We start from the raw sequence: 24,200 nt of genomic DNA on the forward strand, positions 1-24,200 counted from the left end.
CGGTTACATTCCGAACCCGGTAGCTAAGCCCTCCAGCGCCGATGGTACTGCACTCGGGAGGGTGTGGGAGAGTAGGACGCCGCCGGACTCAACGTATGGAAAGGCCCACCCCACGAGGGGTGGGCCTTTCTGCTTTTCCGAAAGAATCACCCCAGAACCATTCCGTCGGTATTCGCCGGCGCCGGATCCGGATGGCGTCTCATCCGTATCGAGTTGAGCAGCCCCAGCAGCGCCGCCACCAGAGGGATCACCAGCGCCACCTGCAGCGAGATCGGCCGGGCCTCGGTGTTGATCCGCAGGATTTCGGCCTGGGTCGCCGGTGGCTGGCCGATCAGGAGTTCTTCCAGGTGGGTGTTCGTCATCACTTCGGCGTTCTCCTCGAGCACCTCCGCCACCCGTGTCTGCTCGGCGGGGGAGAGGACGTCGCTCGCCTCCGCTCTGTTCGTGAAGGAGAGGGACAGCGTGGCGAGCATGATGGCGCCCGCGAAGGCGAGGCCGAACGACAGCCCGAAGGACCCGCCGGCCGAGTTCACCGCGGCCGCCTCGCTCACCCGCTCCTCGGAGATCGGGGAGAGGGTGTAGTCGTTGAGCTGCGACACCAGCAGGCCCAGGCCGCTGCCGGCGATCGCCAGCGGGATCAGCAGCGCCCAGCCGAAGTCGGCCCGCGGCACCAGGGGGATCAGGATGGCGACGCCGACGGTGACCAGGAGGAAGCCCGCGCCCACGAGGTTCGCCGGGCGCTTCCGGCCCGCTCTCTTGCCGGCGATCAGCGCCACCACGAACATCGACAGCGAGAGCGGCGCGAGGGAGAGGCCGGCCTCCATGGCGCTGTATTCGAGGACCATCTGCAGGTAGATCGGCAGCGCGATCATCATGCCGCCGAGGGCGATCTGCTGGAGCAGCTGCTGCGAGATGCCGAGCCGGAACAGCGGGGACGTGAACAGGTCCGGGTCGAGCAGGTGCGGTTTGCCGGCGCGTTTGCGGCGGACGAGCCAGTAGGCGAGGCCGGCCAGGGCCGCGGCACCGAAGACCAGCAGGGCGAGGACGCGGGAGCCGCCCTCCTGCCAGACCAGGATGCCCAGGACGATGCCGCCCATGCCGACGACCGACAGCAGCGAGCCGACGACGTCGAGGGTCCGAGGGCCGGTGTATTCGACATTGCGGACCAGGCCGATGCCGGACAGCACCCCGGCGATGATGACGACCTCGAGGGCGAAGCCGACCCGCCAGGACAGGTAGGTGGTGATGAAGCCGCCCAGGAGGGGACCGACCGCCGCCGCGATCGCCGCGGCCGCTCCGACCAGGGCGTAGACCCTCCGCTGCGCGGCGCCCTGGAAGTTGCCGTGGATCAGGGACTGCATGGCCGGCAGGAGCAGCGATGCGCCGATGCCGCCGATGAGAGCCCAGAAGACGATGACGGCGATGAGATTCTGGGCGACGGTCATCGCGAGCGCGCCCACGGCGTACCCGAGAAGTCCCAGCACATAGGCGCGCTTGCGTCCGATGAGGTCGCCGACCTTGCCGCCGATCAGGATGAAGGCGGCCGAGACCAGCGCCTCGAGCGCGATCGCCGACTGGACGCCGCTCGTTGTGGTGTCGAGGTCGCGGACCACCGCGGCGATCGAGACGTTCATCAGTGAGGTGTCTACGACGAGGACGAACATCGCCATCGCCAGAAGGATCGCCAGGCGTCCGTCACGACCGCTCAGGGAGGCGGTGGGTTGCTCGTCCATGGACGAAGCGTCGGCGCGACGCGGCCGGAGGGCATCATCCGGGAGTGATGAACTCTCGCGGACGATCCCGGTCCAGCGCCTCGGAACCAGAAGAGCGAGACCCATGAGTACGGCGGATGCGGCTCATCGTCGTACCGATCGGGGGGTTGGAAAAACCAGGTGAGGGCGGATCCGGTCGGCTTCGGGCAGGCCGAGGTCGGTGGCGAGGGCCAGCGCCTGCCGGTAGTGCTCGCGTGCCGGGCCGGCCTCGCCGCGAGCACGGTGGGCGTCGCCGATGCCGGTCAGCGCGCGGGCCTGCTGATGACGATCCCCGGTGTCGAGCGCGACGGCGTGGGCCGCGCGGTGGTGGGCCAGGCTCTCGCTCGGGTGGCCGACGGCCAGGGCCGCTTCGCCGAGGCCGTTGAGCGCCCGGGTCTGGCCGTGGCGTTCGCCGGTCTCGCGGTGCAGGGTCAGCGCCCGCTCGTAGCGTTCGGTGGCCCGGTCCGCTTGCCCGAGCCGGCAGTGCAGGGTGCCGAGGCTGTCGTGGGCCCACGCCTCACCGGTGCGGTTGCCGAGCCGGCGGAACAATTCCAGGGCTCGCCGCAGATGACCGGTCGCGGGCTCGTGGTCTCCGGCCAGCAGTTCGGCGACGCCGAGGTTGCACAGCGAACGGGCCTCACCGGCGCGGTCGCCCAGGTCCCGGCAGATCGCCAGGGCGCGCTCGTGGTGGTCGCGCGCCGCCGCATAGCGACCGAGGCGTACCTGGATGAGGCCGAGGTCGTCGAGCGCCGAGGCCTCGCCGGTGCGGTCCCCGATGCGCCGGCGCAGGTCCAGGGCCTGCTGGTGGTGTTCGGTGGCCGGGCGGTAGTGACCGAGCCGCTCCGCGACGGCGCCGAGGTTCGCCAGGGCGCGGGCCTGCCCGATGAGGGAACCGGTCTGCCGGCACAGGCGCAGGGCCTGCCGGAGGTGATCGGCGGCCTCCGCGTAGCGGCCGGTCGTGAGGTGGGTCGCGCCGAGGTTGGTGAGGGCTTCGGCCTGTGCGGCCGGGTCGCCGGTGCGGCGGGCGGCGTCGAGGGCGAAGGCGTGGACGGTCCGGGCGTCGGTGGGGTGCCCGCCGTCGAGGTAGCGGTACAGGATGGCGGCCAGCGCGGTGGTGTGGCCGGGCCATCCGTGCCGGGCGGCGTGCTCGGCGACGGCGATGAGGGTGGGCCGTTCGGTGTCGAGCCAGGCGCGGGCATCCACCGCGGCCTCCAGGGCGGGGGAGGGATGACCCGGCGGGACGGTGGGTCGGCGGTGCTTCTCGGCGGGGTGGAGGGCGTCCATGGCGGCGGCCGCGGTACCGAGGTAATAGTCGAACAGCCTGGTGAGGGCGGCCCGGCGCGCGGCCGGCCGGTCCTCGTCGCCGGCCCGGACGGCCGCGTGGGCGCGGACCAGGTCGTGCAGGGTGTAGCGGCCGGGCCTGGTCTGCTGCAGCAGGTGGTCGTCGTGCAGCAGGCGCAGATGTGCCCGGGCGTCGGCGAGGGCGATGTCGCACAGGGCCGCCGCGGCGTAGGCGTCGAGCTCCTGGCCGGGGTGCAGGGCCGCCAGGCGCAGCAGCCGCCGCCGGTCGGCGGGCAGGTGCCGGTAGGAGACTTCGAGGGCGAGTTCCACGGCGGTGTCGAGGCGCCGGTCCCGATGGCGTTCGTCGAGGCGGTCGGCGTGGTCGGTGAGCGTCCAGCCCGCCGTGGCGCGGATGTGCCCGGCGACCAGGCTCAGCGCCAGGGGCAGGTGGCCGCAGCGCTCGGCGATCCGGGCCGCGGCGTCCGGGTCGGCGCCGGTGGGGATGCCGGGCGCGGCCGGGGTGGGGACGCCGGATACGGCCCGGGTGAGGAACGCCAGGGATTCGGCCGGGGTGAAGACGTTCATCGGCAGCCGGATCGCCGGGTGCAGGCCGGCCAGGCCGCTCCGGCTGGTGACCAGGACGAGACAGCCCGGGGTGGCCGGGAGCAGCGGCCGGACCTGCTCGGCGGAGACGGCGTTGTCCAGCACCACCAGCGCCCGCACCCCGGCGAGCCGGTCGCGGTAGGCGGCCGCGCGGGCGTCGAGCGTGTGTGGGATCTGCCGGCCGGGCATCCCGAGCAGCCGCAGGAATCCGTCCAGGACGGCGGCGGGATCGGCCGGCGGCTGGGCCGGGTCGGGGCCGAAGCCGCGCAGGTTCACGAACAGCACCCGCTCGAACGGGCCCAGCAGGTGGCCGGCGTGCACGGCGAGCCGGGTCTTGCCGACCCCGGCCATCCCCTCGATCACGGCGACCACGGCGGTTTCCCCGCTTCGGGCGGCGTGGCGGAGCCGGTCGAGCTCGGCGTCGCGGCCGGTGAACCCGTCGAGATCCCGCGGCAGACGATCCTGCACCCGGACCTGCGACACCGCCTCGATCTCCCCGCCCACGACCCGCAGCGCCTGCCGCCACGCCGCGACGTACCCGGTCTCCGGATGCAGCGCCTCGACCACCGCGATCACCAGGTCGGTGTCGAGCCGGCGCCGGCCGGGCCGGAAGCAGTACGCCACGGTGGACCGGGACACCAGCTCGCCGGCGGGCCGGCCGGCCGCCGTCCACGCCGCGCCGACCCGGTCCTTGATCACCTCGTACGAGGGGTCGCCGGCCCAGATCTTCAACCGGCGCAGCCGCGCGACGAGGTCGTCGACGCTCCTCGCCCGCGCCGGGTCGGGCGGGGCGGCCGGCTCCTCGGCCAGCGGCATCGCGCACCCCCGGAAAGCGGCGTCCGAATTCGTCCGAACCCCGGCCGCGCCGGGAATGGACGCCCAACTATAGAAGGCGACGGGGGACGGCGTCCGGGCCCGGACGGCATTGATCAACTTGCATGAGTCCCTACACTGAGCCTGCCGGCGTCACGGCGACAAAAGCGACTCGTGGAGGCGCATTCCCTCGTGCCCGAGAAGACGGTTCCACCAGGTAACGGGGGACGTCTGCGCACCGTCGTCGCAGCCGTGGTGGCCCTGGCGATCGCCGGGGGTGCGCAGTTCGCGATGGAGCGGGCCGACAACAGCTGGCTGCTGCTCGTCGCCGCGATGGTGATGGCCGCCGTCAGCATCTGGTCACTGGCCTACCGGGAGTCGATCGCCTGGCTGCTCGACTACCTCTACGGGCTGCCGGGGCGGATGCCGCGCCGGGCCAAGGTCACGGCTGCCGGTGGGGTGCTGCTGGTGCTGGCCGCGTCGTCGGCGGCGCTCTACGAGTCCGCCCGTGAGGCGGTCTGCCCGCAGGCCCTGGAGATGCGGATCCTCACCTCGCCGGAGGGATTGCAGGCGACCCGCGAGGTGGCGCACGAGTACGCACGATTCACCGCCCGGGGCCACGACGGATGCCCGGCCGTCTACCCGTACGTCTACGCCGCCGGCACCCTCGCGACGACCGGCGCGCTGACCCGGCAGTGGGCCGACTCGAAGGAGCAGAAGCCGCTCGAGGAACTCGGCCCCCGGCCGGACGTCTGGCTGCCCGACTCCATGCTGGACGTCCGCGAGGTGCAGGAGATCGCGGTGAAGGCCACGCTCCCGTCGCCGCTGCGGACCGTCACCTCGATCGCGACCTCGCCGATCGTGCTGGCCGGGACGGCGGTGCCGCAGACCGAGGGTGACGCCACGCTCTCCGCGGTGGTCGCGGGGCTGCTCGACAGGTCCGGCGCCGCGCTGTCCGCCGCCGACCCGGAGGCCAGCACAGCCGGACTGCTCGCCGCCGACGTCTACCTGCACGACGCGTCCGGTGAGGCGGTCGAGGCGGCGGTGGCCCGCCGGCGCGCGCAGATCGTCGCCGACTCCACCGTGGCGGGGACCGACGAGGTGAGCGTGCTCTGCGCCTACCTGCGCGAAGGCAAGGCGCCCCCGGCCGTGCTGACCAGCCTGCGTACGTGGCGGCGGTTCGTGAGCGGGCGCGCGCTCGGCGGCGCCGGGTGCTCGTCACCCCGTACCCCGCCTGAAGATCTTCCGGCGCCGGTGGTGCTCGATTCGGCTCCCGCGCTCGATCATCCCCTCGTCCAATTCACCTGGACCGGTCCGGGGCAGCGGGCGGCGGTCGAGGCGTTCCAGGCGTGGCTGCGCGGTGAGGACGCCGATGCGGTGCTGCGGGAGGCGGGTCTCGGCGAGCCGGATCCGGCGTGTGCCGGGCTGAACGGCAACGCGTGCGTGCCGCGCGATCCGGCGGAGACCCTTGATCGGTACGAGCAGGCGAAACGTCCCGGCCGGGTGCTGCTCGCCGTGGACTCGTCGGGGTCGATGGCGCAGCCGGCCGGTTCGCGCCGGACGACCCGGTTCGCGGTGGCGGCGCAGGGTGTCGCTGCGGCGGCGGCGCAGATGGGTACGAGGGACGAGTTCGGCCTGTGGACGTTCCCGATCCCGGACGGCCGGAAGACGTTCGAGCTGGTCGGGCCGGCGGAAGGGTCGGCGCGGCACCGGGAGACGGTGGTCGGGGCGCTGCGGGCCGTGAAGCCGGACGGCGGGACCCCGCTCTACGCCACGATCCAGGCCGGGATGCGTGAGCTGGGCAAGGTCCGGGGCGAAGGGCAGATCCGCGCGTTCGTGGTGCTGACCGACGGCGAGAACACCGGCGCGAAACCCGGCCTGAAGCAGACCGCCGCCGAGGTGGAGCGCATCGCCCGCGACGGCGTCCGGCTCTACGTGATCGCCACCGGCGAGGCGGAGTGCGGCGACGACGGGCCGCTCTACCAGCTGACCCGGGCCGGCCGCGGCGGATGTCTCACGGCGGGCGCGGCCGAGGTGCCCGACACCATGACCCAATTGTTCAAGACGTTGTGGAGCGGCGAATGACGACCCGACTGCGCGACCTGATCTCCGGGCCGATCGCCTGGTTCACCCTCGGCGTGATCGTCATGGTCGTCGCCACGGCCGCCCGCGAGCTGATCTTCTCCGGCGGCGAGGAACCGGCGCCGCGGGCCCAGGCCGGCAGCGCCGAGCTGGTCATCTACTCCGGCAAGGACGAGAGCATCGACGGCCAGCGCCAGAAGCTGATCGACGAGTGGAACGCCGACCCTGAGAACAGGAACACCCCGGCCCGCCTGGTGAGCCTGCCGGCGAACGCGGACGCCCAGCACAGCCAGATGCGCGCGACCGCCCAGTCCGAGGTCTCCGACGCCGACATCTACAACCTCGACACCACGTGGACCGCCGCGTTCGCCTCGGCCGGATTCATCCTGCCGCTCGACCCGTCCACCGACACCGGCGGGTTCCTGCCGGCCCCGCTCGCGACCTGCATGTTCGAGGGCCGGCTCTGGGCGCTGCCGTTCAACACCGACGCCGGGCTGCTCTACCACCGCAAGGGCGTGCTGGAGAGCGCGAAGCCGTCGGCGCTGCCGCCCAGCCCGAACGACGTGCGCGCGCTGCGGGACGCGGTGCGCGGCATCCAGGCCGGGTTCGTCACGCCGCTCGACACGTACGAGGGGCTCACGGTCAGCGCGCTCGAGGCGATCTGGGCCGAGGACGGCGAGGTGTACGACGCCGAACGCGACATCGTCGTGGTGGACAGCCCGGAGGCGCGGGCCGGCCTGCGCAAACTGGCCCAGTCGACGAAGTCGGTCGACGGCCTGCCGCCGGCGCTCTACCCGCCGGCGACGAGCCTCGACGAGAACGGCGGCCGGGAGGCGTTCCGCAGCGGCAAGGTGGCGCTCATGCGGGACTGGCCGATCGCGTACGGGCAACTGCGCGTCGGCGAACAGCCGCTGACCGATTTCGACGTCTGGGAGCTGCCGAAGCCCAGCGTCCTCGGCGGGCAGAACCTCGCGGTCGCCAGCAGCACCGACAACCCGGCCGCGGCGCAGCGGCTGATCCGGTTCCTCACCAGCGAGGAGAGCGAGCTGCGGCTGTTCCGCGACGGCGGGCTCGCGGCCACCCGGGCCTCGGCGTACACGAACCCGTCGGTGCTGGCGAAGCGCCCCTACGCCGAGACGCTGAAGAGCGCGCTCGACAAGGCCCGGCCGCGGCCGGTGACCACCCACTACGCGCTGTTCAGCAGCACCTTCCAGGAGATCGTCAAGGAGACCCTCGCGGCGGACGGCGAGCTGCCCGGCAACGCTGTCGCCCGGCTCACGAAGGCGCTGCACGGCCGGGTCGACTGACCTCTTCCGCCCATCGGAACGAGCACCGGCGATCGCGCCGGTGCTCGTTTTCGTATGCCCACCGTTGACAAAGCAGTGACACATCTGAAACTTTGAATTTCCTGCGCCGCAAGAAGTCGACAGTGCGGCGAAAATCCCCGACAAGGACCGCCATGAAACGTGTGTTGACGACGGCCCTCACGGCCGCGCTGATCCTCCTCGGCATCTCCCCTCCCGCCCATGCGGCAGCGGGCCCCAACCTGGCCGCCGGAAAAGCGGCCACCGCCAGCGGCTCCCTCGGCGCCCAGCCCGCCTCCGCGGTCACCGACGGCAACGCGTCGTCGTACTGGGAGAGCCCGAACAACGCCTTCCCGCAGTGGATTCAGGTCGACCTCGGCAGCGCCGCCACCGTCGACCAGGTCGTGCTCAAGCTGCCGCCGGCGTCTGCGTGGGCCACCCGCACGCAGACCCTGAGCGTGCAGGGCGGCGCCAACGGGTCGAGCTTCAGCACGCTGTCCGCCTCGGCCGGCCGGGTCTTCGACCCCGCGTCCGGCAACACGGTGACGATCGGCGTCACCGCGACAACGGCGCGATATGTCCGGATCAACATCACCGCGAACACCGGTTGGCCGGCCGGGCAGTTGTCCGAACTGGAGGTCTATGGGCCGTCGGGTCCGGTGGATCCTCCGCCGACCGGCACCAACCTCGCGCAGGGCAGGGCCATCGAGGCCTCGTCGAGCGTGCACAGCTTCGTCGCCGCGAACGCCAACGACAGCAGCCTCACCAGCTACTGGGAGTCCAACGGCTTCCCGTCCACGCTGACCGTCAAGCTCGGCGCCGACGCGAACCTCACCGGCCTCGTCGTGCGGCTCAACCCGGATCCGGTCTGGGGCGCGCGCACCCAGGAGTTCCGCGTCCTGGGAAGAGCCGCCGGATCGTCGGGCTTCACCGAGATCAAGACCCGGCAAGGGTACGTCTTCAGCCCCGTGGCGAACCAGAATTCCGTGACTGTCCCGCTCACGGCACGGGCCGCGGAGGTGCGCCTCGAGTTCTTCACGAACACCGGCGCGCCCGGCGCTCAGGTGGCCGACCTCCAGGTGCTCGGTAGCTGGGCGCCCAACCCCGACCTCGTCGTCACGTCGGCGACCTGGTCCCCGGCGAATCCCTCGGAGTCGTCGGCGATCACCCTGAGCGCGGTCGTCAGGAACAACGGCACGGCAGCAGCGGCCGCCAGCAGGGCCGACTTCCGGCTCGGCGGCACGGTCGCCGGCACCGCCGACGTCCCGGCCCTCGCGGCGGGCGCCTCGGCGACCGTCTCGGTGAACGCCGGCACGAAGGCGCAGGGCAGCTACCCGGTCGCGGCGGTGGCCGACGCGACGAGCGCGGTCGCCGAGACCGACGAGTCGAACAACACGTACACGGCCCCGAACCAGCTGGTCGTGGCGCAGGCGCCGGGACCGGACCTGACGGTCACCGCGATCACCACGAACCCGGCCAACCCGGCCGCCGGCGCTGCGGTGAGCTTCACCGTGGCGGTCACCAACCGCGGCACCAGCGCGGCCGGCGCCAGCACCACCCGGGTCGTCGTCGGCGGCGCCACGCTCACCGGCTCCACCCCGGCGGTCGCGGCCGGCGCGACCGTGACCGCGACGATCGGCGGCACCTGGACGGCCGTGAACGGCGGCGCCACCGCCACGGCGACGGCCGACTCCGGCGGCGTGGTCGCCGAGACCAACGAGCAGAACAACGGTCTCGCGAAGGCGATCGTGGTGGGCCGCGGCGCGGCGGTGCCGTACACCGAGTACGAGGCCGAGGCGGCCCGGCACAACGGGACGCTCGTGCAGGCCGACCCGCTGCGCACGTTCGGGCACACCAACTTCGGGTCGGAGTCGTCCGGCCGGCAGTCGGTGCGGCTCAACAGCACCGGCCAGTTCGTCGAGTTCACCTCGTCGAACCAGGCCAACTCCATCGTGGTGCGCAACTCGATCCCGGACTCCGCATCCGGCGGCGGCCAGGAGGCCACGATCAGCCTGTACGTCAACGACGTGTTCACCCGCAAGCTGACGCTCTCGTCGCGCAACAGCTGGCTCTACGGCACCACCGACGACACCGAGTCGCTGCAGAACACCCCGAGCGCGGACGCGCGCCGGCTCTTCGACGAGTCGAACGCGCTGCTCGGCCAGTCCTATCCGGCGGGCACCCGGTTCAAGCTGCAGCGCGACGCCGGCGACACCGCGGCGTTCTACATCATCGACCTGATCGACCTGGAGCAGGTCGCCCCGGCCGCCTCCCAGCCGGCCGGCTGCACCTCGATCACCCAGTACGGCGCGGTGCCGAACGACGGCGCCGACGACACGGCCGCCATCCAGCGGGCGGTCACCGACGACGAGAACGGCGTGATCTCCTGCGTCTGGATCCCGGCCGGTAGGTGGCGGCAGGAAGCGAAGATCCTCTCGCCGGACCCCGCGCGCGGGCAGTGGAACCAGAAGGGCATCCGCAACGTCGTGATCCGCGGCGCCGGCATGTGGCACACCCAGCTCTACTCCGACACCCAGCCGCAGAACGCCACCGGCGGCATCAACCACCCGCACGAGGGCAACGTCGGCTTCGACATCGACGACAACACCCAGATCTCCGACCTGGCGATCTTCGGCAACACGCAGAACCGGGCGAACCGCGGGCACGGCCTCAACGGCCGCTTCGGCAGGAACACGAAGATCAGCAACGTGTGGATCGAGCACGTCAACGTCGGCGCCTGGGTGGGCCGCGACTACTCGGACACCCCGGCGTACTGGAACCCGGGCGACGGCGTCGAGTTCACCGGCATGCGGATCCGCAACACGTACGCCGACGGCATCAACTTCTCCAACGGCACGCGCAACTCCCGGGTGTTCAACTCGTCGTTCCGCACCACCGGCGACGACGCCCTGGCGATCTGGGCCAACCCGTACGTCAAGGACCAGAACGTCGACGTCAACCACGACGACCACTTCCTCAACAACACGATCCAGTTGCCGTGGCGGGCCAACGGCATCGCCATCTACGGCGGCCGCGACAACTCGGCGCAGAACAACCTGATCTCCGACACCGCCAACTACCCGGGGATCATGCTGGCGACCGACCACAGCCCGCTGCCGTTCTCCGGCACCACGCTGATCGCCAACAACGGCCTCTACCGCACCGGCGGGGCGTTCTGGAACGAGGACCAGGAGTTCGGCGCGATCACCCTCTTCCCCTCGACGAAGGACATCGTCGGCGTCACGATCCGCGACACCGACATCGTCGACTCCACCTACGACGGCATCCAGTTCAAGAACGGCGGCGGCAACATGCCGAACGTAGCCGTCACCAACGTGAAGATCGACAAGTCCAACAACGGCGCCGGCATCCTCGCGATGGCCGGAGCCCGCGGCAACGCGATCCTCTCCAACGTCACCATCACCAACGCGGCCGACGGCAACATCGTCACCGAGCCGGGTTCCCAGTTCACCATCACCGGCCGCTGACCCACCCACCCCCACCCCGCCCCGCTCCCGGCCCCGCCCCCTCCCGATCTTGTTGATTCCCGCAGCGCCGGTGCTGCAGAGCTTCACAAGATCGGGAGGGGCGGGCCGAGGGGGCGGGCCGGAGGGAGGGGTGGTCAGCTTCCGGTTTCGTTGGGTGTGGAGAGTGGTGTCGCGTTGCTGGTGATGCCTACCTCGTGCAGGACCGGTGAGCCGCTGCCGCGCACCAGCTCCACCCGGTACTGGGCGTAGCGGGAACTACCGACGACACGATCACCGTCGGCCGCCCGCTTCCAGGCGGTCCAGCCCGCGCCGGCCGTCGAGGTGCTCCCGGTGCGGACGAAGACCCGCACGCCCGGACCCGACGCCTGGTAGGAGAGCCGGTCCCAGGTCACCAGCTGGCCCGCGTCGAGGACCCGGGAGACGAACGTCCCGGACCGGGCCCCGCCGGCCAGCCGCACACCGTCGGAGTCGACCCGCACCCGATCGGAGACGCCGGTTCGCAGGCCGGCGACCGTGTGGTCGGCGACGCCGGCCGCCGCCGAGACGAAGGTGGACGCCGGGGTGACTGTCATGTTGCCGGACTCGTCGACGGTGCGCAGCGAATACCGGTACGTCGCCGACGGCTCCAGGCCGGTCACCACGGCGCTGTGCCGGCGGCCGGTCAGGTCGGCCGGCCAGTTGCCGAGGCCCTCCACCTCGAGGGTCGCGGCGGCCGGCTCGTCGGAGCGCCACGACACCGTGGCGGTGCCGTCCGGCCGGGCCGTCACGGACACCCGGGAGACCACCGGCGGCGTCGTGTCGGGTGCCGCGGTGACGAGCGTGCGCACCGGCGAGACGACCGTCCGGCCGCCCGGGGTGGTGACCCGCGCCCGGTAGTAGTACGTGGTGCCGGGGGTGAGGCCGTTCAGTGTGACGGTCCGCTTCGCCGCCTGGGTGCCGTCCACCACCGTCGCGGTGAGCCGGGACGCGCTGGTCCCGTACTCGATGGTGGTGGAAGCCGCAGCGGACCCACCCAGGGTGACCGACGCGGTGGTCTGGTCGGCCTGCGCCGCCGCCGTGACCGCCGGGGTGGCGGCGGGCGGCGTGTAGACGGCCTGGTAGGCGCCCGCCGAGGCGGCGAACATCGCGTACTCGACGCCCTTGATCACCGTCTTGGTGAACGGGACCGGCGTGCCGGCGCGGGTCAGCGTGGACAGCGTCCGGCCGGCCGGGCCCGCTGTCGGCACCATGCCGGTCAGCCCGGTCGCGCCCGAGCCCACGTTCACGGTGAACGAGAGGTTGTCGCCGGACCAGGCGATGTTCGAGTACGACGACGCGTTGCGCCCGTCGACCCAGGAGAGCAACTGCTTGGCGGTGACGATCGGGACTCCACGGGCCTGCGCCGAGGTGAGGATCTGATCGCTTTCGAACATCGTGGTGGCGTCGGTGTGGATGTTCGCGGTGAACGCCCCGTAGTAGCCCTCCGCCCCGAGCGCCCGGTCGAGCAGCGTGTTCACGGTGAACGGGTAGCTCTGGTTCGACTCGTCGGTCATCTGGGTGGCGGCCTGGTAGACGTCGATGAGCCCGCCGGTCTTGCCGGAGAACCGCATCGGCATGCCGGAACCGGTCATGAAGCCGGGCCGGTCGGTGATCCACGAGCCCGGCCAGTAGTAGTAGTTGGTGTCGAGCCGGATGCCGTTGGCGCCCTCGGTGCCGGCCTGGGTGGACCAGTCCGACCAGACGATGCAGTGCGTCCGGTTGGTGACCGGGCCCTGCACCGCGTTGTACTTCGACCGCCAGGTCGCCAGCTGGTTGGTGTAGAAGCCGGTCAGCGTCGTCGGCGTCCAGTCGGCGCAGTTCGTGTTGACGTGCAGGCCCACCTCGAAGCCCCGGGACTGGTAGTTCGACGCCTGGCCGCCGGTCAGCGGCGCGTTCGGGAACACGTACGACGTGTACCGGGCGCACTGCCACTCGTCGACGACGCAGCCGGTCGGGCTGTTCGCCGCGAACTGGTCGAACCGGCTGGCCGTGCCGCCGACGGCGTGGTCGTCACCGGTGGCGACGACGACCGCCTTGAGGCTGCGCGGGAAGTACCAGAACTTGGGCAGCGGCTTGCGGTCGGCGTTCATCGCGCCGATCAGGTTGGCGAGCAGGCGCTGCTGCTCGTCGGCCTGCGGGACGGCGACCTTGGCGAGGTTGACCCAGTCGGCGCTGCCGCCGCCGAAGTACAGGTCGTCGGAGCGCCGCGGCTGGGTGCCGTCGCGTTCCTGGCCGTCCCAGGCCGGGTTGCCCTGCCGGGTGTAGACCAGCGACTGCGCCAGGTCGAAGCTGAACGCCGCGGCCTGACCGCCGCTCGTCCCCACGTTCACGAGCGACACCGCCGGGTCGGCGGTGGCCGTGGTCGCGTTCGACCAGAGCGTCGCGACGGCCCGGGCGCCGTTGAGCGTGTACCGGTCGGCGGTGCCGTGGAACTGGATGCTCTGGTCGGTGATCCCGGCGCCGGGCGAGCTCGTGGTGTCGACCTTCAGGTATCCCTCGGCGAGGGTCGTGGTCGTGGCGGTGAGGCCGAGCAGCCCGGCGAGCTGCTTGTCCGGCCGGAAAGCGATGAGGTTGCCGCCACCGGTGACCCAGGTGGTGAACAGGGTGACCTGGTCGGCGGTGAGCGCGGCCTGGCCGAGCAGCACGACGTCGTACTGGGCCAGGGTGGCCGCCGTGACCGTGCCGAGGTCGGCCGTGGCGAATTCGTTGAGGCCCTCGGTGCGCAGCACCTCGGCGAGGAACGGGCTGAAACCGGGCGTCCGGATCACCAGGACCGGGCCGCCGGGACCCTGGTCGGGCGGTGGCGGCGGTGGTGCCGCGGTGGTGAACGTCCAGGTCACCGGCGTCATGACGTTGCCGGCGGCGTCCCGGGCGCCGCTCACCGTGACCGTGTACGCGGTCGAGAACGCCAGCGCCGCGGCCGGGGTGAACGTGGCGGTGAGGGTGGCCGGGTCGTAGGCGAGCGCGCCGGTCACGCCGGTCGCCGTGATGCCGGCCTGGGTGACCGGCTCGCTGAACGTGGCGGTCACCGCGGTCGTGGCCGGGACGCCGCTCGCACCGGCGGCCGGGGCGCGGCCGGCCACGGTCGGCGCCACGGTGTCCACGGCGGTGGTGTCGAAGACGACGTCCACCCAGTAGTTGGTGGCCTGGAAGGTCTGGTTCGGGTAGGCGCTCGCCCCGTACCGGTAGACGCCGTTGCCGCCGTTGCCGCTGCTCGCGAGGGCGGTCAGCGGGCCGCGGGTGACGGCCGTGGCCAGGCCGTTCGCGGTGGAGGAGTAGAAGCCGGTGTCGGTGTGGTACGACGCCACGTACGTGGTGTTCGCGGTGACCGCGACCGGGCCGGCGAGGGTGGCGGTCTGCCAGCCGGTGGCCGTCTCGCCGGTGAAGGTGACCGTGGCGAGCCGGGTCCCGGCGGTGTTCCAGAGCGAGCCGGTGTGCGTGCCGGTGTTCCCGGCGCCCTTGTAGAACCGCAGCCCGGTGATGAATCCGGCGCTGGAGGCCCGGAACTTCACGCCGACCTCGACGGCGCTGTTGTCGGCGACCGCCGGGGTGGCCGGGGTCGCGGTCGGCGGCCAGATCGTGCACGGGCAGGACGACCCGGACGACGCGATCGTGAACGACCAGGAGAACGGCGTCATCGTGTTGCCAGCGACGTCCCGGGCCCCGGCCACCGTCGCGGTGTAGGCCGCCGACGCCGTGAGCGCGGCCGACGGCGTGAAGGTGACGGTCCGGGTGGCGGCGTCGTAGGCCGTCGTGCCGGTGACGCCGGGGATCGTGATCGCCGCGGTGCCGGCCTGGAGCGGCTCGTTCAGCGTGGCGGTCACCGTCGTGGTGGCGGGCACGCCGGTGGTGCCGGCGGCCGGCGCGGTGCCGGTCACGGTCGGCGGCGTCGTGTCGGTGGCGGCCGGGTCGAAGACGACGTCGACCCAGTAGTTGGTGGCCTGCCAGGTGTTGGTCGGGAAACCGCCGCCGGTGCCGTACCGGTAGAGGCCGTTCGCGCCGTCCTCGCCGTCGCGCAGCGCGTGCAGGGGAGCGTTGTCGACGCCTGACGCGGCGAACCCGCCGTCGTCGCTGGCGTACCGGCCGTTCGGCGCGTAGTAGGAGGCCACGTACGTGGTGTTCGCCGAGATGGCGATCGGGGTGGCGAACGTGGCGGTCTGCCAGCCGGAGGCGGTCTCCCCGGTGAACGTGACGGTGCCCAGGTTCGTGCCGCTCGCGTTCCACAGGTTGCCGACGTGCGTGCCGGTGTTGGCGCTGCCCTTGTAGAAGCGCACGCCGGTCACGAATCCGTCGGTGTCGGAGCGGAACTTCACGCCCAGCTCGACGGCGGAGGCGTCCGCGTCGGACGCGACCGCCGGCGTCGCCGTGCCGGGCCAGATCGAACAGGGACAGGGGGCGGCGGCTGCCGCCTCGGGGGCGGTGAGCACCCCGGCCACCAGGGCCAGCGATGCCAGGAGCGCTGTTATGGTCCGCCGAATCCGGCCGGCTGGTCGCATCAAGGCCCCTCCTCGGGACTTCAGGTGGCCGGCGCGAACACCACGTCGACCCAGTAGTTGCTCGATTGCCAGGTGCTGTTCGGGAATACGCCGCCGCTGCCGTACCGGTAGAGGCCGTTCGCGCCGTCGGCGCCGTCCTGGAGGGCGTGCAGCGGCCCGGTGTCGACGCCGCCGGTCGCGAAGTAGCCCTCGTCGCTGGCGTACCGGCCGTTCGGGGCGTAGTAGGAGACGACGTAGGTGGTGTTCGCGGCGACGGTGATCGGGGTGGCGAAGGTGGCGGTCTGCCAGCCGGTCGCCGACTCGCCGGTGAAGGTCACCGTGCCGAGGCTCGTGCCGCTCGCGGTCCACAGCTTGCCGACGTGCGTGCCGGAGTTGCCGCTGCCCTTGTAGAAGCGGACGCCGGTGACCTGACCGGCCACGTCGGACCGGAACCGCATGCCGACCTCGACCGCGGAGTTGTCCGAGTCGGCCGGTGTGCCCGGCACGGCGGTGGACGGCCACACCGAGTAGGAGGTCCCCGGCGGGGGAGTGGTGGGCGCCGCCGCCGTGGTGAAGGTCCAGGAGGTGGCCGCCATCGTGTTGCCGGCGGCGTCCTTCGCCCCGGAGACCGTCACCGTGTGGGCGGTGTTCGCCGCGAGGGCCGCGGACGGCGTGAAGGTGACCGTGTTCGTTGCCGCGTTGTAGGAGGTGGAACCGGTCACGGCGGCGACCGCGATCGCGGCATTGGTGACCGGCTCGCTGAACGTGGCGGACACGGCGGAGGTGGTCGCCACCCCGGTCGCCCCGGCGGCGGGCGTCCGGCCGGTCACCGTGGGCGGCGTGGTGTCCGGGGTGCCGCCGCCCGGGGTGAACACCACGTCGACGTAGTAGTTGGCGCTCTCCCACGACTGGGTTGGGAAGCCGGCGCCGTACCGATAGACGCCGTTGACCCCGTCCGCACCGTCGCGCAGCGCGTGCAGCGGCGCGTTGTCGGCGCCCCGCGTCGCGAAGTACCCGGTGTCGCCGGCGTAGTGGCCGTTCGGCGCGTAGTAGGAGACGACGTAGGTGGTGTTCGCCGCGAGCGTCACCGGCGCGGACAGGTTCGCCTGCTGCCAGCCGGACGCCGACTCGCCGGTGAACGTCACCGACGCGAGCTGCGTGCCGGTGTTCGTCCACAGCTTGCCCACGTGCGTGCCGGTGTTGGTGGCCGCCTTGTAGAACCGGATGCCGGTGACCTGGCCCGCGACGTCCGAGCGGAACCGGATGCCGACCTCGGTGCCGGTGCCGTCCGGGTCGGCCGGCGTCGACGGCGTGATGGTCGGGCCCCAGATGCTGCACGGGCAGGCGCGCGGTCCGACGGTGACCGGCCGGGTCACGTCGGCGCCCACGTTGCCGCTGTCGTCGGCGGCCCGGACCCGGATCACCACGGCGCCGGTGTTGCCCGGCCGCCAGGTGTAGGTCCAGTTCGCCCGGCCGGTGGCCGGGTGCCAGGTCGCGCCGTCGTCGGTGGAGACCTCGACGCCGCCGACCACGCCGCCGCCGGTGTCGGCCGCCGTGCCGGAGATGACCGTCGGCGAGCCGGCCTGCACTGTCGAGCCGGCCGCCGGCGCGGTGATGGCCGCGGTCGCCCCGGTCGTGTCGGTGGACTTCGTGGCGGCGGTCAGCCCGGGCTGCAGGGTGCCCGGCTGCACGCCCATGTCGGCGAGCAGGTTGACGGTGGCCTGCCGCATCGGTGTGCTGGCCGCGCCGGACCCGCGGTCGTGGTCGCTGTCCAGGCCCCAGGACCACTGCACGGTTCCGGCGCCGAAGACCAGCGCGCCACTGGCCGCGCGATAGAGCGTCAGGTTGTGGGTGGCGCTGCCGGTCGCGTACGTCGACCCGTAGTCCTGCAGAACGTCGAGCCCGGACGCCGTGGTGGTGGACAGCTTGATCAGGCCGCGCGGCCGGAACCCGTTGTCGGCGTCCTCGTCCCACTCGTAGCCGAGGGTCCCGCTGCCGAGGGTCGCCGTGGCGCCGGCGGCCTGGTTGGCGACGGTGGTGCCGCGCCACAGCCGCATCTTGCCGTCGGCGGCCGGGACCTGCAGGTTCACCGTGCCGGCGTTGACCTCGAAGCTCGTGCCGGTCAGCGCGTTCTCCGGGCGGCCGCCGTCGGCCGGCGGGCTGAACCGCGGGTCGCGCCAGGTGCCGGTCCACGCCGCGGTCGGGTCGATCTTGCCGTTCGCGTGGGTCTCCTTGTAGCAGACCATCGTGCGGTAGCCGTCCTCCCACCGCGTCTTCCAGAAGACCTCGTTGCCGCTGAGGAAGGCCAGGTTCACCCCGGCGTCGCGGGCCGCCTCGACGTTGGCGCGCTGCTGGCCGGACCAGTACTCGTCGTGGCCGACCGACAGGAACGCCTTGTGGTTCTTGAGCAGCGGGCCGCTGCGGTCGGCGTCGACGCCGGCGATGTAGCTGACGTCGTAGCCGTTCGCCTCGAGCCAGCGGACCATCGGGTACTCGGCGTTGAAGACGAAGTCCTCGGCGCCGGTGCCGCGGGTGGTGATCGGCCGGTTGTAGCTCACCTTGTAGGCCCGGCCGGCCGGCGACCCGGTGTAGAGGCTGTTGCCGCCGTAGGTGTTGTACGCCTGCCAGGTCGAGTCGGAGGTCTGGAAGACCACGTCGGAGCGGCCCGCGTCGTCGCGCACCACGAAGACGATGTGGCTGGCCCCGGAGGTGCCGTCGGTGCGCACGAGCCGGGCGAAGTAGATGCCGGAGACCGCGGTGGCCGGCACCGGCCAGGACGCCGAGATCTGCCAGTTCCCGCAGTCGACCAGGCCGGTCGCGGCCTGGCTCATGCAGTTCGGCTGGGTCTGCCGGCCGACCGGGTTGACGGTGGTGATGAACCGCGCGCCGTTGCCGCCGTAGTAGCCCATCCGGTAGATGTCGAGGCGGTACGACGCGGCCGACGACTTGATCTTGAAGTCCACGGGGGTGCCGGCGTTCACGCTGATCTGGGTGGGGAAGCCCTGGAGCGCGTCGCTGCCGTACCCGGAGACGTCCCAGGTGCTCTTCGGCGTGCCGGGCTTGCTGTTCTCGCAGGCGATCGCGTTGACCAGCGGCGCGCAGGGATCGGCCGAGGCGGGTCCCGCGAGCGGCACGGCCAGGCAGGTGGCGGCGAGGATGAGCACCAGCAGCGTCCGCCACCGGAAAGTCCTGAACTGACGCACCGGAATCGCCCCCCGGTCGATGTGGTGAAAGAAGTCAAACGAGAACGCTTCTGCCGATGATCCGAGTTGATCGATGCGGTGTCTATCGGCCGGGCGACAGGCGGGACGGCATGGGCGAAGTGCGAGACTAATCCGCCCGGCCAGTGGGACTCCGGGGACCACACGGAGCGAAAGCCCCGCCGATCAGGGGATTTCCCGGTGACGGGGACGGAACTATGGAGGGTTCGGCATTGACGGTCATGGCGTGGGAGCCCGGCGAGCGGGAGCTGTGGTGGTCGCGGGCCGAAGCCCTCGACCACGGGCGTGAGCAGCCGGACTGGGGTCTCGCGGTCACCGGCGCCGACCGGCTGTCCGATCTGGATCCCGAGCAGGTGCCGTGGCTGATCGCCAAGGGTCCGGAGGGTCCGGCGCGGGCGCTGATCGGCGCCGCCCCGGCGCTGAGCCCGTTCCAGCAGCGGCTCGACCTGGCCCGGGTCGCGGCGGCCCGGTTCGAGGCCGACGCGCTGCCGCTCGTGCTCGCCGAGGCCGCCCGCGAGGCCGACTCCCAGGGTCTGCTGGTGCTGCCGTTCCGCGCGCCCGAGGTGGCACCGCTGGTCGCGGGATGGCTGCGGCACCTCGGCTCGGCCCGTCTCTGGGCCCGCCTGTGGCTCGACCGGCACGCCGAGACCGCCGCTCAGGCGCTGGTTCCGGCCGCCGCGGGCAAGCCGGGCCGGGCGCGGCAGAACGCGAGGGAGGCGCTGGTCCGGCTAGCTGCCCGCGGGCACCGGCCGATCATTTCCAAGACCGCCGCCGGGTACGGGGTGAGCACCCTCGCCGTCATCGAGAAGGTGCTGGATCCGGCGGTGACGCTTCCCCCCGTACCCATGAAGCTCGATATCTTGAAGCGCTCACGGCTCGCGGATCTCCCGGAACCCCCGCCCGGAGACGCCGCGACGGCTCGGAGTGTGGAGTCGTCGGCGGCCGCGCAGCCCATGGTGGCGCCGCTGGAGCCCGGGGCACTCGACGGCGAGGACCCCGACGATCTCGCGAAGCTCGGCCGGACCCTGCTGGAGGGGTGGCTCGCCGACGGGATGCCCCCGGCCGACGCCTGGGTGGTGCTGGCGCAGGCGCACGTCGGCGACGACGCCACGATGGACGTGCTCGCGCCGCTGGTCCGCTCGTGGCCGGCGAAGAACAGGTGGCAGCGGGCCGTCGACGGGTACGCGGTGCTGGCGACCGCTGGCACCGACGTGGCGCTGCGGCACCTGCTCTCGATCGAGGCGGGGATGTCGGGCGGCCCGACGAACGACCGTGCCCTGACCTATCTGGATCAGGCCGCGGCCCGGCGCGGGCTGTCGGTGACGCAGCTGGCCGACCGGCTCGCGGTCACGCACGGGCTGGACGCCGGGGTGGTGCTCGGCCACGGGCCGCGGCGGGTCCCGGTGGTCCTCGACGAATACCTGGTCCCGAAACGACCGCCCGGGTCCGGCGCCCACCCGGAGTTCTCGCGGTTCACGAAGGACCTGCGGGCGACCGTGGCGGCGCAGACGAAGCGGCTGGAGAGGGAGATGCTCGCGCACCGGCTGCGCCCTGTGTCGCATCTGCGCGAGGTGGTGCTGCCGCACCCACTCCTCGGACCCCTCGCGCGCAGGCTGCTGTGGGCAGTGGTCGACCGCGACCGGCCCCTGGCGCTGCGGATCGCCGAGGACGGCAGCTTCGCCGACGTGCACGACTCCCTCGTGGCCGTCGACCCCGACGCGCAGCTCGGCATCGTGCACCCGGCCGAGCTCGGTGACGACCTCGCCGCGTGGCAGCAGCTGTTCACCGACTACGAGATCCTCCAGCCGTTCCCGCAGCTGCACCGGCCCGCCGTGATCCTCTCCGCCGAGCAGCGCGCCGCCACCAGCCTGACCGGATTCGGCACCCTCCCGGCGGACCGGGTCGAGAAGCTGTCGGAGTGGCCGTGGCAGAGCACCTCCCGGGGCGTGCACACCCGGCTGTCCCGGCGGCTGCCCGGAGACCTCACCCTGATCGTCGAGCTGTCGCCCGCGTCCGCCGAGCAGCAGATCACCGAGATCTGGATCGACGACACCCGGTCGGACCACTGGCAGCTCACCCGGCGAACCCCGATGGGGGCCCGCGACCAGGCCGCCCTGTCGGAGTTGCTGGTGGCGCTCCTCTCCTAGCGGTTCCCGGCCGTCACCGTCGTGACCTGGGTGCCGGAGAGGGTCCCGCCCAGGTAGAGGCCGCCGCCCGCCGCCGTCCCGGAGACCGTGCCGCCGGTGCGGACCGCGTACGTCGTCCCGCGCGTGATCTGACCCGACGAGAAGACCACGCCGCGGAACGCCTTCGCCGGCTGGTAGGCGGCGATCTGCGTGCCGGACGTCGTCGCCAGGTGCACGATCGTGCCGGCCGGCTGGTTCGCGCCGAACGTCACCGACACCCAGCCCTGCCCCGAGCCGGGCAGCGTGCTGGTGCTGGCGCTGATCCCGGACGAGATCAGGGTGCCGCCGGTGATGGCGAGCGCGCCGTTGGCGTCGAGGCCGCCCTCGCCGCCGCCGCGGGTCGCCGAGCCGGTCACCACCAGGGTGCCGCCGCCGATCGTGAGGGCGCCGTTGGAGTCGAGGCCGTCCGTGCCGCCGCTCGCCACCACCGTCCCGCCGGTCACCGCGATCAGCGCGTTCGGCGAGTTCTGCATCTCGCCGTACGCCGGGTCGGAGGCGTTGACCGCGTCGTCCGAAGCGGTCACCGTGGCACTGCCGCCGGAGATCAAGACCTTGAGACCCTCAATGCCTTCGTACGACTTCGTGACGCCCACGGTCCCGCCCGCGATGGTCACCGCCGTCTCGGCGTGCACGCCGTCGTCGGCGGTCGCGATCGTGGTGGATCCGCCGTCCACGGTGAGGTTCGCGTCCGAGTGCAGCCCGTCGTCCGAGGCGTTCACGGTCGTGGTCCCGTCGCTGATCGCCAGGAGGACGCCGGCCTTGAGGCCCTTCGCCGAGGTCTCGCCGGGCGTCACGGTGCTGCCGCCACCCGACTTCGCGGTGACCGTCCCGCCGTTCACGATCACGTCGGTCGCCCCGGTGATCGCGTCGCCGGTCGCCGTGACGTTCACCGAGCCGCCGGTCACCGCGACGTACCCGCGGGTCGCGTCCTCGTCGTCGTCCGACTTGAGGCCGTCGCCACCGGCCGTCGCGGTGACGCTGCCGCCGCTGACGATCACGTAGTCCTGCCCGCGCAGCGCGTCGTCCGGCGCCGTCGCGGTGATCGTGCCGCCCGCGACGACCAGGCCGTCCTTCACGTTGATCGCGTCGTTGACGGTGCCGGTCACGACGAGCGCTCCGGTGCCGGCGATGGTGAGGTCGGCGGCCGAGGCGATCGCGCCGTCCACCGACGCGGCGCCGTCGGTGAGCCGGTTCGTGGTACCGGCCTGCAGGAAGACCAGCACCTCGTCGGCGGCCACGACGTCGAGCGCGCCGGTTCCGCCGGTGATCGTCACACCGTTCAGGACGATCCGCACCAGCCCGGCCCCGGCACTGTTCACGACGATCTGCCCGCTCGTGAGCGAGCCGCTGAAGCGATAGGTGCCCGCCTCGGTGACCGTGACCGTGCTGCCGCTGACGGTCACGCCGGGGCTCGTCGTGGTGGCCGAGGAGCCGGTCAGGGTGACGGCCCGGACGTCGGACTCGTTCCAGGTCAGGTCGGCGGCCTGAAGGTGGCTCGCCCGGTTGGCGGCCAAGGCGGCAGCGGCGGCCGGACCCGCGGCCAGGGCGGGGGAGGGCACGGCCCAGGCGGCCAGGGTGGCGGTGATGAGGATTCTCTTGAGCACGGGGATTCCTTCTCCTCGGGGATTCATACGGCGAAGTAGCGACGCAGCTGTCGCCTCCACGGGGCGGCCGGCAGTTCGGGGCGCAGCGCGGCCAGCCCGGTGGCGTATTTGGATAAGCTCACCGGCCGGTGGCCGGCCGCCCAGAGCAGGCGGTCGACGGGTGAGGCGGCGGAACCGGTCTTGGTCTCGACGACCGCGAGGTCCGGCAGGCTCAGCTCGCGGCCGTCCGCATCGGTCCAGGTCAGGTCGGTGTCGACGGTGGCGCGGGAATTGCCGGCCGGCTGGAAGAGGGTGGTTCGCCGGTAGTGGGTGACGATCGTCGGCGTGTAGTCCCCGGTTCGCTTCCCGAGGATCTCGTCGACGAACCACCGACCGGGATTGATCGTGTCGTGGTGGCTCACCTCGTACGCAAGGCGCTCTTTGATGGTCCCCCCGCGAAAGCCCTCGGTCTTGACCTCGAGCCAGCACTGCGACGAGTCCAGATAGGTCCGGGTGCGGATCTTGAATCGTCGCCGCCGTCGATGCGCGGTGAGCCGGAAGCTGATCAGATCCGGGGTGTCGAAGTAGACCGACCGATACCGGAACGTCCGCAGCCCGTCGATCTCCAGCACCCGCGTGCACGGATCGACCCCTTCCATGATTTTGTGGGCAGCCGTCACGGGCAGCAGATACTTGCGGTCCACCCTCGTCTGCAGCGCCGCCTTCGCGGTCAGCTCGGCGAGATCGATCGCGGCCAGGTGGGTGGGCACGCTCATCAGCGCGCCTCGACCAGGGTGCGGGTCCGGCTGCCTGCGGGGTACGAGTACCGCACCTCGACGGTCGTCGTCTCGTTGACCAGATCGACCCGCTCGACGGCTGCCGCATGCACCCGCGCGCCGAGGATCCGCTCGAGCTGGGCGATCAGCGCCGTCCGGTCGGTCATCGCCGTGTCGAGCACCATGACCTGCCGGTGGTAGCCGCGGAACAGCCGCGGATGGTCGCCGAGATACATCACCACGAGGATCAGCGCCATCAGCGCCGGGGTGAGCCAGGCCGGCCCGCCGCTGAGCGGTCCGAGGATGCCGAGCGCGAGCGCCGAGAAGTAGTACGCCACCTCGTGCTGGTCCAGCTCGGTCGACCGCAACCGGATGATCGACAGCACCCCGAACAGGCCCAGCCCGAGCCCCGCCCCGACCGTGCTCGAGCTCAGCGATCCGGCCACCGCCAGCACGCCGACGTTGACCCCGAGATAGGCGACGACCAGGTCCCGGCGCCGGTGACGCGGGAAGTAGAGGCCGAACACCAGCAGGGACACCGCGACGAGATCGATCGCGAAGAGGGCGAGCCGGGGCATGATGGGAGACCTCCGGAAGGTTGCCGATAGATGAACGTCGA

The 24,200-nt window shown here is 72.1% G+C and carries 11 protein-coding genes and 1 rRNA gene; 5 read left to right on the top strand and 7 right to left on the bottom strand.

Going from position 1 to position 24,200, the window contains the following annotated elements:
- Nucleotides 1–88 (top strand): 5S ribosomal RNA (gene rrf, locus AB0G10_RS41015); the annotation flags it as partial.
- 58 nt (nt 89–146) lie between these two features.
- Here the strand turns inward: rrf and AB0G10_RS41020 are convergent.
- Nucleotides 147–1,733: an MFS transporter gene (locus AB0G10_RS41020; protein ID WP_360935219.1), complete on the bottom strand. Its 1,587-nt coding sequence runs from the start codon at nt 1,731–1,733 to the stop codon at nt 147–149.
- A 123-nt stretch (nt 1,734–1,856) separates the two neighbouring features.
- Nucleotides 1,857–4,451, bottom strand: a complete 2,595-nt coding sequence (locus tag AB0G10_RS41025) for a tetratricopeptide repeat protein (protein ID WP_360935222.1) — start codon at nt 4,449–4,451, stop codon at nt 1,857–1,859.
- Between the two features lie 189 nt (nt 4,452–4,640).
- On the opposite strand from AB0G10_RS41025, the gene AB0G10_RS41030 reads away from it, so the two are divergent.
- The 3 genes from AB0G10_RS41030 to AB0G10_RS41040 all read left to right on the top strand — a co-directional run bounded on the left by AB0G10_RS41030 (nt 4,641) and on the right by AB0G10_RS41040 (nt 11,322).
- The gene (locus AB0G10_RS41030) at nt 4,641–6,533 is read left to right on the top strand and encodes a VWA domain-containing protein (protein WP_360935225.1); all 1,893 of its coding nucleotides are present in this window, start codon (nt 4,641–4,643) and stop codon (nt 6,531–6,533) included.
- On the top strand, nt 6,530–7,837 hold the full coding sequence (locus AB0G10_RS41035; protein ID WP_360935228.1) for an extracellular solute-binding protein: 1,308 nt from the start codon (nt 6,530–6,532) through the stop codon (nt 7,835–7,837). The genes AB0G10_RS41030 and AB0G10_RS41035 overlap by 4 nt, the downstream gene beginning before the upstream one ends.
- 152 nt (nt 7,838–7,989) lie before the next feature.
- Nucleotides 7,990–11,322: a CARDB domain-containing protein gene (locus AB0G10_RS41040; protein ID WP_360935231.1), complete on the top strand. Its 3,333-nt coding sequence runs from the start codon at nt 7,990–7,992 to the stop codon at nt 11,320–11,322.
- Between the two features lie 134 nt (nt 11,323–11,456).
- Here AB0G10_RS41040 and AB0G10_RS41045 read toward each other — a convergent pair whose 3' ends face one another.
- Nucleotides 11,457–15,836 carry a DUF4082 domain-containing protein gene (locus AB0G10_RS41045; protein WP_360935527.1) on the bottom strand — a complete coding sequence of 1,460 codons (4,380 nt, stop codon included), beginning with the start codon at nt 15,834–15,836 and terminating at the stop codon, nt 11,457–11,459.
- Nucleotides 15,837–15,856: 20 nt separating this feature from the next.
- A complete protein-coding gene (locus AB0G10_RS41050) occupies nt 15,857–19,018 on the bottom strand; it encodes a N,N-dimethylformamidase beta subunit family domain-containing protein (RefSeq protein WP_360935234.1) in 3,162 nt (1,053 codons plus the stop codon).
- A 239-nt stretch (nt 19,019–19,257) separates the two neighbouring features.
- On the opposite strand from AB0G10_RS41050, the gene AB0G10_RS41055 reads away from it, so the two are divergent.
- Nucleotides 19,258–21,183: a DUF4132 domain-containing protein gene (locus AB0G10_RS41055; RefSeq protein ID WP_360935529.1), complete on the top strand. Its 1,926-nt coding sequence runs from the start codon at nt 19,258–19,260 to the stop codon at nt 21,181–21,183.
- On the opposite strand, the gene AB0G10_RS41060 is transcribed toward AB0G10_RS41055, so the two are convergent.
- The 3 genes from AB0G10_RS41060 to AB0G10_RS41070 are packed head-to-tail and all read right to left on the bottom strand — an operon-like array spanning nt 21,180 to nt 24,159.
- On the bottom strand, nt 21,180–22,826 hold the full coding sequence (locus tag AB0G10_RS41060; protein WP_360935237.1) for a carbohydrate-binding domain-containing protein: 1,647 nt from the start codon (nt 22,824–22,826) through the stop codon (nt 21,180–21,182). The two genes, AB0G10_RS41055 and AB0G10_RS41060, sit on opposite strands and share 4 nt — an antisense overlap.
- Before the next feature lie 23 nt (nt 22,827–22,849).
- Nucleotides 22,850–23,581: a polyphosphate polymerase domain-containing protein gene (locus tag AB0G10_RS41065; protein ID WP_360935240.1), complete on the bottom strand. Its 732-nt coding sequence runs from the start codon at nt 23,579–23,581 to the stop codon at nt 22,850–22,852.
- Nucleotides 23,581–24,159, bottom strand: a complete 579-nt coding sequence (locus AB0G10_RS41070; protein WP_360935243.1) for a DUF4956 domain-containing protein — start codon at nt 24,157–24,159, stop codon at nt 23,581–23,583. Before AB0G10_RS41070 ends, AB0G10_RS41065 begins: the two co-directional genes overlap by 1 nt.
- Between the last annotated feature and the right edge of the window lie 41 nt (nt 24,160–24,200).

The organism is Actinoplanes sp. NPDC023714 (assembly GCF_040639855.1).
GTDB lineage: Bacteria > Actinomycetota > Actinomycetes > Mycobacteriales > Micromonosporaceae > Actinoplanes.

Coding starts and splice junctions, on each gene's coding strand:
- AB0G10_RS41020 (WP_360935219.1), bottom strand. CDS start 1,733: ATGGACGAGCAACCCACCGCCTCCCTGAGCGGTCGTGACGGACGCCTG.
- AB0G10_RS41025 (WP_360935222.1), bottom strand. CDS start 4,451: ATGCCGCTGGCCGAGGAGCCGGCCGCCCCGCCCGACCCGGCGCGGGCG.
- AB0G10_RS41035 (WP_360935228.1), top strand. CDS start 6,530: ATGACGACCCGACTGCGCGACCTGATCTCCGGGCCGATCGCCTGGTTC.
- AB0G10_RS41040 (WP_360935231.1), top strand. CDS start 7,990: ATGAAACGTGTGTTGACGACGGCCCTCACGGCCGCGCTGATCCTCCTC.
- AB0G10_RS41045 (WP_360935527.1), bottom strand. CDS start 15,836: ATGCGACCAGCCGGCCGGATTCGGCGGACCATAACAGCGCTCCTGGCA.
- AB0G10_RS41055 (WP_360935529.1), top strand. CDS start 19,258: ATGGCGTGGGAGCCCGGCGAGCGGGAGCTGTGGTGGTCGCGGGCCGAA.
- AB0G10_RS41065 (WP_360935240.1), bottom strand. CDS start 23,581: ATGAGCGTGCCCACCCACCTGGCCGCGATCGATCTCGCCGAGCTGACC.
- AB0G10_RS41070 (WP_360935243.1), bottom strand. CDS start 24,159: ATGCCCCGGCTCGCCCTCTTCGCGATCGATCTCGTCGCGGTGTCCCTG.